Raw genomic sequence first — 12,330 nt, 5'->3', positions numbered from 1 at the left:
CGGTGCGGAACTACCCAATCGTCCCTATCTGCGGACGTCCCGGACGCTGGGACGGCGTGTCGCCGCAGGTCAGGGTGTCGGCGCGGGCTGGCAGGCCGGGCACCAGTAGGTGACCCGCTCGCCCAGCTCCTCCTTGCGGATCGCCGTGCCGCAGCGGCGGCACGGCTGGGCACGCCGGCCGTACACGTAGCTCGTCTCGCCCCGGCGCAGCGACCCGGTGGTGCTCTGCGTCCACCGTCCCCGGTTGGCCGCCAGCAGCCGCTGGGCGAGCGCCACCGTGCCGGCCAGGTCGGGCACCGCGCCGACCGGCGTCCACGGCGACAGCCCGCGCAGGAACAGCACCTCGCACTTGTAGAGGTTGCCCACCCCGGCCAGGTTGCGCTGGTCGAGCAGCGCCTCGCCGATCGTCGCCTCCGGTGCGGCGGCGAGCCGGCGGACCGCCTCGGTGGGGTCCCAGTCCGCGCCGAGCAGGTCCGGCCCGAGGTGACCGACGAGGGCGTCCTCCTCGGCGGTCGGCACCAGCGCCAGCTCGTGCAGGTGGTAGCCCACGGCGACCGCGTCGGGCGCGCGCAGCACCACCCGGATCAGGTGCGCGGGCCGGCCCGTCCAGCGTTCCCCCGGCGCGTACGCCCGCCACGCCCCGTCCATCCGCAGGTGCGAGTGCAGCGTCCAGTCGGTGACCCCGCCCGGGCCGCCCGACGCCCGGCTGCGCCCGCCCGGAGGCGGGCCGGCCTGTGGTTGCCGGCCGGGCGCGGCGAGCCGCAGCAGCAGGTGCTTGCCCCGGCTCGCCGACTCGCGCACCGTCCAGCCGGCCAGGTCGGTGCCGGCCAGCCGGGGCACCCGGAAGTCGGAGGCCGTCAGCCGGGCACCGCCGAGCGCCCGCCCCAGCACGCGGGCGGTGTTCCAGACGGTGTCGCCCTCGGGCATGCCGCCATTGTCCCCGCCCGGGCGGCGTTCACCCTGGCCGGGGCGGTGTGGGCGCCCCGAGGGTCAGGGGCGCTCCTCCGGGCGGGCCGGGCGCACCATGTCCTGGTAGCGGGGGTGGCTGGCGCCGTAGACGGCGAAGTTGAGCCGGGCGAGGGTCAGGCTCAGGTCGCCGTTGGGGCCGCCCCGGACCACGTCCGCGTCGGCGTCACTCTGACCGTCGTCGGTCCAGAAGCAGACCGGGCACGTGCCGCCCCCGGTCAGCGAGGCGCAACAGGGACATGCCGAAGGAACCCACTGAACACCCACCGGGAGAGCATTCCACAACCGACGATCCGGCATCACTCCGACGGTGGGCCGATTTCACGTTCCGGCCACCTCCTCCTCGGCGGTGACGGTCAGCCCTCTTCGGCGGTGACGGTCACCAGGTCACCCGGTGCCACGCCCAGCACGTCGGCGGCCCGTCCGCCGTTGAGGGCGGCGGCGACCAGGCCGGCCGAGTCGACGTACGCGACCAGCGCGCCGGGCGGGGCGTCGCCGAACGTGCGCCCGTGCGTCGCCGCCCGACCGGCCACCCGCAGCCGGGCCGGCAGCGGGGCGAGCCGGTCGCCCGGCGCGGCGAGCTGCACGTTGCCGAAGTGGTCCACGGTCAGCACCTCGGCGGCGAACCCGCCCGGCTCGTCCCGCACCACCGGCCCGGGCAGCCGGACCAGGCCCGCCGGGTCGACCGCGGGCCCCGCCTCGGCCAGCGGCGCGCCCGACGCCAGCCGGGCCGCCACCGGGGCGAAGACGTCCCGGCCGTGGAAGGTGCGCGACACCTCGGGCGCCAGCCACTCCGGGTTGGTCAACTCCACGGCGGACGTCACCCCGCCGAGCGCGGCGGCGGCGTCGGGCAACAGCCCGTTGTCCGGCCCGACCAGCGTCCCGCCCGGCGTGGCCAGGGCCACCCCGCGCCGGGCGGTGCCCACCCCCGGGTCGACCACCGCGACGTGCACCCCCACCGGGAGGTGCGGCACCGTCTGGGCGAGCACGGCCGCGCCCCGCCGCACGTCGGCCGGCGGGACGAGATGGGTCACGTCGATCACCCGGACGGTCGGGGCGATCCGGGCGATCACCCCGTGACAGGCGGCCACGAAACCGTCGGCCAGGCCGTAGTCGGTGGTCAACGAGATCCACGCCATCGGTGTCCTCCTTCGTGCTCGCTCGTGCTCGTGCTCGGCCTCGCGCCTGCCTGGCCGGTTGCTTGCTTGCCTGCCTGCCTGACCGGCGCGGGGCGGCGCGGCTGCCGGCTCGACGCTAGCCTCCCGAGGCATGACGCGCGTGCTGCTGGTGCCCGGCCGCAACGACCCCCTGCCCGAGCACTGGCAGGAGTGGCTGGCCCGCCGAGATCCCGCGCGCCGCTGGGTCCGGCACGCCACCGGAGGGCGGTACGTGGCCGACGAGCGGGTCGCCGCCCTCGCCGCCGCCCTCGACGGGGTCACCGAGCCGACGGTGCTGGTGGCGCACAGCGCCGGCTGCCTCACCGTGGCGTTGTGGGCGGCCTCCTGCGGGCCGGGCCCGGTGCGGGGCGCGCTGCTGGTCACCCCGCCCGACCTCGACGAGCCGTGGACGGACGGGACGTCGGTGCTGCCGGCCCTGCCCGACGTTCCGCTGCCGTTCCCGTCGATCCTGGCGGCCAGCCGCACCGACCCGGTGATGACGTACGACCGGGCGGAGCACTGGGCCGGGCGGTGGGGAGCCGAGCTGGTCGACCTCGGCGACGCGGGGCACCTGACGACCGCCGACGGCTACGGCCCGTGGCCCCTGGCGGAGACCCTGATCGCCCGCCTGACCACCGTCGACGCGCCGCTCCCATGATCGTTTGTCGTTCAGTGAGGCGACACGCCGTCCCTTCTCTCGCGGAACAGCAGACGATCATGGCGCTCGACGGCGACGTTGCACCGTTGACCTGAAGTTCGGAGATCAATCCCGCCGCTTTCCTCTTGAACACCGATGGGAGTGGGCGGGGCGAGAAGGGGTTCGGGCGCCAGCCGGCGACATGCGATCATCGCGGTCATGAGAGGTCGTCGCGAACGGCTGAACCCGGCCGAGCGACGGCTCCGCTCGGCGTTCCTGCGCGGCGTGGAACTCGACCTCGCAGGCGCGCGTGATGCGGTCCGCGCCGACATCGTCGCCGATCTGCTGACGCGCGCGGTCGACCAGGCCGATCATCCGAGGGCGGCGCTGCGACTGCGAAACGCCAGGATCGTCGGCCGCCTCGACTCCCGGCAGGCCAACGTCGCCGCGCCGGTGTTCCTCGCCGGGGTGAGCTTCACCGACGTCGTGGACCTCACCAACGCCCGCACCGCAGGCGTCACTCTCGTCGACTGCGTGCTGCCCGGCCTCCGGGCCCGGCTCGTGGAGGTGCGAGGTGACCTCGACCTGACCGGGTGCGAGGTCACCGGCGCCGTCGACCTGCGCGATGCGCGGATCGGCGGATCCGTCACCCTCGACCGCTCCACCCTGGGTGACCCGGAGGCCGGGGGCGACGCGCTCGCCGCCGCGCGGATGACCGTGACCGGTGATCTGAGCGCCAGGGCCGGATTCGTCGCGTACGGCCGGGTGTGGCTGTCCTCGGCGACCATCGGCGGTGACGTGCTGCTCAGCGGTGCCACCGTCCGCAACCCGGCCGGGCCGGCCATCGACGCCAACCGCCTCACCATCGCCGGCAGCTTCTCGGCCAGGTACGGGTTCACCGCCGAGGGCGGCATCATCCTGGTGCACGCGCAGATCGGCAACCAGCTCAACTTCACCGAGGCGCGGATCGACGCCGCGGGCGGCTGGGCCCTGCACGTCGGCGGTGCCCGGGTCGCGAGTCTCTGGCTGACCTTCGCCACGCCGCCGGTCGGCCGGGTACGCCTCAGCGGCCTGCAGGCCGACTCGATCTTCGACGATCCGGCGACCTGGCCGGCGGCACTCGACCTGCTCGGATGCACCTACCGGCTGCTGATCGCACGATCACCCGCACCGCGCGGCTCGCCACTGCCACCGCAGCCGGTCACCGTCGCGCAGCGCCTGGACTGGCTGCGCCGGAGCCCCGACGGGTACGCGCCCGCGCCGTACGAGCAACTGGCCGCCCACTACCGGCAGAACGGCCAGGACCAGGAGGCCCGGCGCGTGCTCCTGGAGAAGCAGCGCCGACGCCGGGCCACCCTGAGCCTCCCCAAGCGGATCCTCGGGTACGTCCTCGACGGTGTCATCGGCTACGGCTACCGCAACTGGCTCGCCGGCGCCTGGCTGGCCGGGTTCTGGCTGCTCGGAACGGTGACGTTCACGGTGCAGCCGTCGACTCCCCGCGCCGGCACGGCGCCGGAACGCAACCCGGCACTACAGTCCCTCGATCTCCTCCTGCCGATCATCAACCTCGGGCACGACGGTGCCTGGCTTCCCGTCGGCGCCAGCCAGTACGTCTCGGCGCTGCTCGTCCTCGTCGGATGGACGCTGACGACCGCGGTCGTCGCCGGCCTCACCCGCCTGCTCAACCGCTGACCACGCGCGCGGTGTGCCTTGCTCGACCTGGGCGTGTGCCGGGTCGCGCGGGCGTCCTCGGCGGCGGCAGGTGGGGCGCCCGCAGGATGCCGCTCACCGCGCCGCCGCCCGTTGACGGGACTTGCGATCATCGAGCTTCGACCGTCTCCGGGAGCGTGGATGTGAAGGCCGAAGTGCGTGAGATCGCCGCCCTGGGGGTCGGCCTGACCGGCATCGTGCTGCTGGGCGTCGGGCTGGATCGGGTGCTCGACATCGGCAGCTGTTCCACGGGCGGATCCTACGTGGTCGCCCGCCCGTGCCCCGAGGGCTCGGCGATCTGGTTCTGGCTGCCGACGGCCGGTGCGATCATGTGGATCCTGGGCCTCGTTGCGGGTAGGCGGAGCTTCACCGAGCCGGGCGCCGGGCAGGTCCTGTGGACCGTCGGCTTCGCCGGAGGCGGCGCCGCCATGCTGGTCAAGGTGCTCACCCAGCCGTCCATGCCACCGGACGCGAGGCTCGGCGCGTCCATCGTGGCCGCCGTGTTCATCCCGATGGGCCTGGGCGTCGGGGTCGTCGGGATCGTGCAGCTCGTCCGCGGGCGGCGCGGGCGCGGCAGCGGTCCCCGCCGGACGAGGAACGGCGACCCACGGGGTCGGGACGGTCAACCGGGTGCCGGGCGCGATCCCTGGTCGCGGCTGAAGGCCCTGAACGACCTGCGGAGCACCGGGGCGCTGACGCGGGAGGAGTTCGTCGCGCTCAGAGCCGACCTGGCCGACTCCGCGTCGGACGGCCGGCGGGCACCGGCGACCGACCGCGTCGCCCTGATCCGACAGCTTGCCGACCAGCGGGCCTCGGGAGCCCTGAGCGCGGAGGAGTTCGAGGTCGGCAAGCGCGGCGTCATGCGCGGTGAACGGGTCGACTGACCCGGGCTTCGAGGCCGTCGCCGGCCGGGATGTGCGGGACGACGCTCGACGGTGCGCCCTCGACGGTCGGCGTCCACGTGAACAACGGTCCCGTGGCCAGGCTCCCCGCCAGCGCGACAACCAGGTAGATCAGCACCACGCCCGCCGGTGACCAGGCGAAGTGGCGCATCCAGTAGTTGTCTCGGGCGAGCCGCGCGAGCAGCGCCCCCACTATCGGTAGCGCCAGGTTGAGCACCACCGCCGTGGTCAGGAGGGTCTCCGTGGTCGAGCCGAACGCCCGCGCCGCCGTGTGGGTCGGCACGTAGGGCGAGGACACCCGGCGGACCAGCCCGACGACGAACAGGAACGGCACGCCGTAGAGCCAGGCGAAGAAGAGCACGCCGAGCCCGACGCGCCTCATCGGGCGGCCTGCCAGAATCCGCCGGCCAGCACGGCGAGCCCGACGGTGACCGACACCGACAGGGTGCCGGCGAGGACCGGGGAGGGGACCCGGCGCGCGAGCAGCGGGGTGATCGCCAGCGTGGTGAGCAGCATGGCCGCGAGAACCGGCGCGCCGACGATCGCCGCCAGGGCGAACCCCTCCTGCGGTGTCAGGCAGGCGAAAATGACCGAGCAGTCCCGGTTCGGGTTCTCCGGCACGCCTACGAGTCCGACGAAGACCGCGGCGGTCACGGTGGCGTACCAGCCGAACGCGACGAGGAGGCTCGACCCGAACGAGCCCCGGCGCGGCGCTTCCGCAACATTCATGCTCGTGACGTTGCCAGGGCTATGGTGCCTGGCCCATCCGCATCCGTACTCAATCCCGACCGCCCGATCCGGCGACGGCCGCCCTTGCGGGTCAGCGGTCGGAGGGATCGCCGGGATCGGCGGTGGACGGCTGCGTCGGCCAGAACGGCCACTCCTCGAACGAGTCGCAGCGCCCGTCCTCGGCGAAGCGCATGATCCACAGGTCGCGAAACTCCTGGTCGGCCGGGTCGCCGTACCGGACCTCCACCCGCGCCACCGCGGTGTCGTCCTCGACCGCGACGACCTCGCTGGTCATGTGGAACACCTCATCGGGGCCCTCCCGCTCGGCTTCCCACATCCGGGCGATGGCCGGCAGCCCGACGACCGCCTTCTGGTACGGCCCCTGCAGATAACTGGCCTGTTCGGTGAAGATCGCGCTGAGCGCCGCCGTCCCCGGCGTCCGCCATGCGCGCTCGTATGCCGCGATCCAGCCGGTCACGTGTTTCCGGTCCATGAGCCCCAGCCTGCCACCCGGTCGCACTCGGCCTGCCGTTGACGATGCGCCCGCTTCCGCCGGGAGCCATCCTGCGCAGGTCGACACCGGTCCAAAATGGGTCGATCGGGCCATGCGGATCGGCGACCATTTGCGGGTGTCTCGCGGCCGGCGGGGCGCGACCGACTTCACGTGGGGGACCGGTGCTCGCTCCGCTGCGCCATCGCGCGTTCCGCTGGCTGGCCGCCGGCCGCATGGTCAACATGCTGGGCAACGGCGTCGCGCCCATCGCCCTGGCCTTCGCCGTGCTCGACCTGACCGGCTCGGTGCGTGACCTGGGCCTGGTGGTCGGCGTCAGATCCCTGATGACCGTGCTGTTCGTGCTCTTCGGCGGCGTGGTGGCCGACCGGATTCCGCGCCGGCTGGTGCTGGTCGGCTCCAACGTGCTGGGCGCGGCGACGCAGGCGGCGGTGGCCGCCGTCGTGCTCACCGGCACGGCGACGATCCCGCTGCTGCTGGCGCTCGGCGCGGCCAACGGCGTCGTGAGCGCCCTGGCCCAGCCGGCGTCGGCCGCCGCGACGCCGCAGACCGTTCCGCCCGAACTGCTCCAGCAGGCCAACGCGCTCATCCGGCTCGGCATCAACGCGGGCTCGATCGGCGGCGCGGCGGCGGGCGGCCTCCTCGTGGCCGCCGTCGGGCCCGGCTGGGGGCTCGCCGTCGACGCGGCCACCTTCGCCGTCGCGGCCGTGGCCTTCGCCGGGGTCCGGGTCGCCGCCCCGAAGGCCAGGAGCAGCCGTACGGGTGTCGTCGCCGACCTGCGGGTGGGCTGGACGGAGTTCACCGCGCGTACCTGGGTGTGGGCGGTGGTGCTCGGCTTCATGGTCCTCAACGCGTGCCTGGCCGGCGGCGTCAACGTGCTCGGCCCGGCCGTCGCCGACTCGACTATCGGCCGCGGCGGCTGGGGCGTGGTGCTGGCCGCGCAGACCGTCGGGATGGTGCTGGGCGGGCTGATCGCCCTGCGGATCCGGGTGCGCCGGCTGCTGCTGCTCGGCGTGGCCTGCATGTTCGCCGAGTCGCTCCTGCTGCTCGGGCTGGCCCTGGCACCCACGATCCTCGTGCTGGTGGCCGCCGCGTTGGCCGTCGGCATCGCCGTCGAACAGTTCACGGTGGCCTGGGACACGTCGATCGCCCAGCACATCCCGGCCGACCGGCTGGCGCGCGTCTACTCGTACGACATGTTGGGGTCCTGGATCGCCATGCCGCTCGGCCAGGTGGCGGTCGGGCCGCTCGCCGCGACGATCGGGGCCCGCGACACGCTGCTGGCCCTCGCCGGGCTGGTGGTGCTCGCCGTCGGGGGCATGCTGGCCAGCCGGGACGTGCGCCGGCTGCGGGCGTTGCCACCCGGCCGGCCCGCCGGGGAGCCACCCGCCGCCGACGGCCGGCCGGCCGACCCGGCGCCGGCCGGGGCGGGCGGCGACGCCGCCGACAGGACCCCGGTCGGCTGACGCGGCAGCTCACGGCGCATCCCCACCCCGGCCCACGCGGATAACCGGTGGATGCCGGCGGCGGTGTCTTCTACCGTGCCGGTGGTGCCCATTCACGCCGATGAGATTCGCGCCACCGCCGAGCAGGTGCGCCGCCTGGTGGCGGACCAGTGTCCCCGCTGGGCCGACCTTCCCGTGACGCCCCTGCCCGACGAGGTGGAGGGCACCGATCACGTCCTCTTCCGGATCGGCGACGAACTCGTCGCCCGGATGCCCAAGATCGCCGGGGCGGTCGGCCAGGCCGAGTCCGACGCGCGGTGGCTGCCCACGCTCGCCCCCCACCTGCCCGCGCGGGTACCCGTCCCGCTGCACGTCGGCGAGCCGGGCGCCGGGTTCCCGTGGCCGTGGACCGTGGTGCCGTGGTTCGCGGGACGCACGCCGCCCCGGCTCGGCTGCGACGACGTGCGCCTGGCCCGCGACCTGGCGGACTTCGTGCGGGCCCTGCACCGGGTGGACCCGGCCGGGGGCCCGGCCAAGGCGCCCGGTGCCCGGGGGGCCGCCCTGCGCCACGTCGACGACGCCGTGCGGCGGGTGCTGCCCCGGCTCGCCGCGCACGACGACGGCTTCGACGTGCGCGCGGCCGAGGCGGCGTGGGAGGTCTGCCTGGCGGCTCCCGAGTGGGACCGCGAGCCGGTGTGGATCCACGGTGACCTGCAACCGGGCAACCTGGTCACCGACGACGGACGGCTGGTCGCGGCCATCGACTTCGGCGCGCTCGGCGTCGGCGATCCGGCCCCGGACGTGGCCCCGGCGCTGTGGACGTTCACCGGCGCGGCCCGGGAAACCTACCGGGAGGCGATCGGGTACGACGACGCCACCTGGCGGCGCGCCTGCGGCTGGGCGCTCGCGCCCTCGCTGACGGGCATCGACTACTACCGGCACACCTTCCCCCGCATGGCCGAACACGGCCGCCTGATGGTCCGCGCGGTCATCGCCGAGCTGGCCTGACCGAACCTCACCGGGGTGGCCACCCCACCCGGAGCGGGCGGGTCAGGCGGTGGCGGGGCCGAACCAGGTGGGTAGGTGGTCGCGCAGATCCTGCTGGTCGTCGCCGACCCACGCCACGTGGCCGTCGGGCCGCAGCAGCACGGCGGGCACGTCCAGTTCCTCGCTGCCGTCGGCGACGTGGTCGACGCGGTCGGCCCAGCCCGCCACCGAGAGCTTGCCGGTCCGGTCGAGCAGCAGCCCCCGGCCGCCGCGCGTCAGCTCGTAGAGGCGTCCGCGCCCCAGCCGGACGTCGCGCAGCCGCCGGCCGAGCAGGTCGTGGCCCGCGCCGAAGTCGTACCGGATGCTGATGGCGATGATCTTCTCGGTCAGGTGCCGGCTCACGTCCTCGTAGTCCATCAGCTCCGCCACCAGCCGGCGCACGGCCTGGGCCCCCGGCTCGGTGGACATCAGCTCCATCTGCGCGCGGGTGTTGTCCAGCACGTCGGCGGCGACGGGACGCCGCTCGGTCTCGTAGCTGTCCAGCAGCCCCGGCGGCGCCCAGCCGTCGACCTGGGCGGCGAGCTTCCAGCCGAGGTTGAACGCGTCCTGGATGCCGAGGTTGAGCCCCTGCCCGCCGGTCGGCGGGTGGACGTGCGCCGCGTCGCCGGCCAGCAGCACCCGGCCGACCCGGTAGCGCTCGGCCAGCCGGGTGGAGTCGCCGAAGCGGGACAGCCAGCGCGGCGAGTGCGCGCCGAAGTCGGTGCCGCCGTACGCCCGCAGTTGTCGCTTGACCTCGTCGAGGGTCGGCGGGATCCGGCGGTCCTCGGCCACCCCCTCGGCGGGCACGACGACGCGGTACACGCCGTCGCCCAGGGGCATCGCGCCGAAGCGCAGCTGGGTCTTGCGGACCTCGGCGCTCACGGCGGCGAGGGTCTCGGGTGACGCGGTCAGCCGCATCTCGCCCAGCAGCGTCTCGACCTTGCTGGGTTCGCCGGGGAAGCCGACGCCGAGCAGCTTGCGCACCGTGCTGCGGCCGCCGTCGCAGCCGACGAGGTAGCGGCAGCGCAGCCGGGTGCCGTCGGCCAGCTCGGCGGTGACGCCGTGGTCGTCCTGGCTCAGCCCGACCAGTTCGCCGCCGCGCCGGATCTCGACGCCGAGTTCGACGGCGTGCTCGGCCAGCAGGCGGTCGGTGGTGGTCTGCGGGATGCCGAGCACGTACGCGTGCGCGGTGTCCAGGCCGGTGGGCGGCGGCTTGGGGATGGCGGCGAAGAAGCCGCCGACCGGGTACTGCTGGCCGAGCGCGAGGAACCGCTCCAGCAGGCCGCGCTGGTCCATGATCTCGATGCTGCGCGCGTGCAGCCCGAGCGCGCGCACGACCGGGGTCGGCTCCGCCTCCTTCTCCAGCAGCAGCGTGTGTACGCCGTGCAGCCGCAGCTCGCTGGCCAGCATCAGGCCGGTCGGTCCGCCCCCGACCACGATCACGTCGAACATGGATGTCCCCCATACGTAGACGAGCCCGTCCATACTGCGCGGATCACCGATATGCGCAGCTACGGGGCCCGGCGGACGATTCTGCGGCATCACCCGGGTCTTGCCGCAAGGCCCCGGGTGCGGTATATGTTGAGAGTGGCAGGGAGTCGTCGACTCCTTGCCTTTCGTCTTTTCCGGCCCTGTTGCCGGCTTCTTTCCCGAGTGATGCGGCGCGAGTGATGCGGCCGCGATCGCCGGGCCTGTGGTGCAGCCCGCGTAGGCGGCCCGTGTTGACCGCATACGTCATACGTATTACTTTAACGTTAATCGATGGATGGGCGGCGCCTCCGGCCGCGTACCCGACGCCTGCCCGCCGGAGGGCCGATCCACCACGCACCCGATCCAGAAGGAGTCGCCCATGTGGAGACATCGGCTCGTCGTCGGTGCCGTCGCGGGAGCGGCGGCGCTCGTCCTCGCGGCGGGCGGCGCGGCGATCGCCGCCGGACCCGGCCCGGTCGCCTACGCCAATGACGTCGGCACCCTCGCGACAACCGCCGGATGCGGCCAGGCGCCAGCGCTGACCAGCGGCACCCGCACGATCTCCAGCGGCGGCCAGAACCGTTCGTTCATCCTGCGGATCCCCGACAACTACGACCGCAACCATCCCTACCGGTTGATCTTCGCGTTCCACTGGAACGGCGGCACCGCCAACGAGGTCGACTCGGGCGGCACCAGCGGATACCCGTGGTCCTACTACGGCCTCCGCGCGCTGTCGAACAACTCGGCGATCTTCGTCGCGCCCCAGGGCATCGGCAACGGCTGGGCCAACAGCGGCGGCCGCGACCTGACCTTCGTCGACGACATGCAGCGGCAGATCGAGGCCGGCCTGTGCGTCGACACCACGCAGCGCTTCGCCATGGGCTTCAGCTACGGCGGCGGCATGAGCTACGCCATCGCCTGCGCGCGGGCCACGGTCTTCCGGGCGGTCGCCGTCTACTCCGGCGCGGAGCTCAGCGGATGCAGCGGCGGCACCCAGCCCATCGCGTACATCGGCATCCACGGGCTGCGGGACGGCACGATCCCCATCTCCACCGGCCGCTCGCTGCGCGACAGGTTCGTCAGGAACAACGGCTGCACCCCGCAGAACCCGCCTGAGCCGGCGCAGGGCAGCCTCACGCACACCCTCACCTACTACTCGGGATGCCGGGCCGGCTACCCGGTGGCGTGGGCCCCGTTCGACGGCCCGCACGCCCCCAACGCCGTCGACGGCTCCGCCGACCCGTACGCGCCGGGCGAGAAGTCCTGGACCCGGCCGGTCGTGTGGAGCTTCTTCACCCAGTTCGACGGCACCACCCCGCCGACGTCCTCGCCGACCCCGACCCCGACCAGCAGCCCGGCGCAGGGCAAGCAGGTCGTCGGCGGCCAGTCCGGACGCTGCGTCGACGTGCCGAACGGCAGCACCACCAACGGCACCCAGACCCAGCTGTGGGACTGCACCGGGGCCGCCGCCCAGAGCTGGACCCACACCGCGGGCCGGCAACTCCAGGTGTACGGCACCAAGTGCCTCGACGCCAGCGGCGCGGGCACCAGCAACGGCACCCAGGTGATCATCTGGGACTGCCACGGCGGCACCAACCAGCAGTGGAACGTCAACGCCAACGGCACCATCACCAACGCCCAGTCCGGGCTCTGCCTGGACGCCAACGCCGCGGGCACCGCCAACGGCACCAAGCTCATCCTCTGGTCGTGCAACGGGCAGCAGAACCAGCAGTGGAGCCTGCGCTGACCCGCGACCGACCCTGACCGGTGGCCCTCG

The 12,330-nt window shown here is 74.0% G+C and carries 13 protein-coding genes; 6 read left to right on the top strand and 7 right to left on the bottom strand.

The genetic code is table 11. The annotated features are described in order from the left end of the window. Positions 1–69: 69 nt before the first annotated feature. From LPA42_RS20995 to LPA42_RS20985, 3 genes are all read right to left on the bottom strand, one after another. A complete protein-coding gene (locus tag LPA42_RS20995; protein ID WP_077936727.1) occupies positions 70–927 on the bottom strand; it encodes a zinc finger domain-containing protein in 858 nt (285 codons plus the stop codon). Positions 928–990: 63 nt separating this feature from the next. Further along, the gene (locus tag LPA42_RS20990) at positions 991–1,266 is read right to left on the bottom strand and encodes a CPCC family cysteine-rich protein (RefSeq protein WP_043964189.1); all 276 of its coding nucleotides are present in this window, start codon (positions 1,264–1,266) and stop codon (positions 991–993) included. Positions 1,267–1,322: 56 nt separating this feature from the next. Next, positions 1,323–2,105 carry an S-adenosyl-l-methionine hydroxide adenosyltransferase family protein gene (locus LPA42_RS20985; protein WP_077936728.1) on the bottom strand — a complete coding sequence of 261 codons (783 nt, stop codon included), beginning with the start codon at positions 2,103–2,105 and terminating at the stop codon, positions 1,323–1,325. 130 nt (positions 2,106–2,235) lie between these two features. On the opposite strand from LPA42_RS20985, the gene LPA42_RS20980 reads away from it, so the two are divergent. From LPA42_RS20980 to LPA42_RS20970, 3 genes are all read left to right on the top strand, one after another. Beyond that, a complete protein-coding gene (locus tag LPA42_RS20980; protein WP_077936729.1) occupies positions 2,236–2,781 on the top strand; it encodes an alpha/beta hydrolase in 546 nt (181 codons plus the stop codon). Between the two features lie 198 nt (positions 2,782–2,979). Continuing rightward, positions 2,980–4,452: an oxidoreductase gene (locus LPA42_RS20975; RefSeq protein WP_144082577.1), complete on the top strand. Its 1,473-nt coding sequence runs from the start codon at positions 2,980–2,982 to the stop codon at positions 4,450–4,452. 86 nt (positions 4,453–4,538) lie between these two features. Beyond that, positions 4,539–5,354 (top strand): SHOCT domain-containing protein, encoded by an 816-nt coding sequence (locus LPA42_RS20970; protein ID WP_228986799.1) that lies wholly within the window; start codon positions 4,539–4,541, stop codon positions 5,352–5,354. Here LPA42_RS20970 and LPA42_RS20965 read toward each other — a convergent pair. The 3 genes from LPA42_RS20965 to LPA42_RS20955 all read right to left on the bottom strand — a co-directional run bounded on the left by LPA42_RS20965 (position 5,329) and on the right by LPA42_RS20955 (position 6,594). Then, positions 5,329–5,754 carry a hypothetical protein gene (locus tag LPA42_RS20965; protein ID WP_077936732.1) on the bottom strand — a complete coding sequence of 142 codons (426 nt, stop codon included), beginning with the start codon at positions 5,752–5,754 and terminating at the stop codon, positions 5,329–5,331. The two genes, LPA42_RS20970 and LPA42_RS20965, sit on opposite strands and share 26 nt — an antisense overlap. After that, the gene (locus tag LPA42_RS20960; protein ID WP_077936733.1) at positions 5,751–6,101 is read right to left on the bottom strand and encodes a hypothetical protein; all 351 of its coding nucleotides are present in this window, start codon (positions 6,099–6,101) and stop codon (positions 5,751–5,753) included. Before LPA42_RS20960 ends, LPA42_RS20965 begins: the two co-directional genes overlap by 4 nt. Before the next feature lie 91 nt (positions 6,102–6,192). Beyond that, on the bottom strand, positions 6,193–6,594 hold the full coding sequence (locus LPA42_RS20955) for a nuclear transport factor 2 family protein (RefSeq protein ID WP_077936734.1): 402 nt from the start codon (positions 6,592–6,594) through the stop codon (positions 6,193–6,195). Positions 6,595–6,776: 182 nt separating this feature from the next. Here LPA42_RS20955 and LPA42_RS20950 point away from each other — a divergent pair, with 182 nt between their 5' ends. Beyond that, entirely contained in the window at positions 6,777–8,078 is a 1,302-nt protein-coding gene (locus LPA42_RS20950) for an MFS transporter (RefSeq protein WP_228986798.1), read from the top strand. An 84-nt stretch (positions 8,079–8,162) separates the two neighbouring features. Next, complete coding sequence (locus tag LPA42_RS20945) at positions 8,163–9,065, top strand: aminoglycoside phosphotransferase family protein (protein WP_198956486.1); 903 nt, start codon at positions 8,163–8,165, stop codon at positions 9,063–9,065. Between the two features lie 42 nt (positions 9,066–9,107). Here the strand turns inward: LPA42_RS20945 and rox are convergent, their stop codons facing one another. Then, positions 9,108–10,535 carry a rifampin monooxygenase gene (rox, locus tag LPA42_RS20940; protein WP_077936737.1) on the bottom strand — a complete coding sequence of 476 codons (1,428 nt, stop codon included), beginning with the start codon at positions 10,533–10,535 and terminating at the stop codon, positions 9,108–9,110. A gap of 397 nt (positions 10,536–10,932) precedes the next feature. On the opposite strand from rox, the gene LPA42_RS20935 reads away from it, so the two are divergent. After that, the gene (locus LPA42_RS20935; RefSeq protein ID WP_077936738.1) at positions 10,933–12,300 is read left to right on the top strand and encodes a ricin-type beta-trefoil lectin domain protein; all 1,368 of its coding nucleotides are present in this window, start codon (positions 10,933–10,935) and stop codon (positions 12,298–12,300) included. Positions 12,301–12,330 lie beyond the last annotated feature (30 nt).

Origin of the sequence: Micromonospora sp. DH13 (assembly GCF_020873825.1) — a bacterium.
GTDB classification, from domain to species: Bacteria; Actinomycetota; Actinomycetes; order Mycobacteriales; family Micromonosporaceae; genus Micromonospora; species Micromonospora haikouensis.
This window is presented reverse-complemented; position numbering and strand designations above follow the sequence as displayed.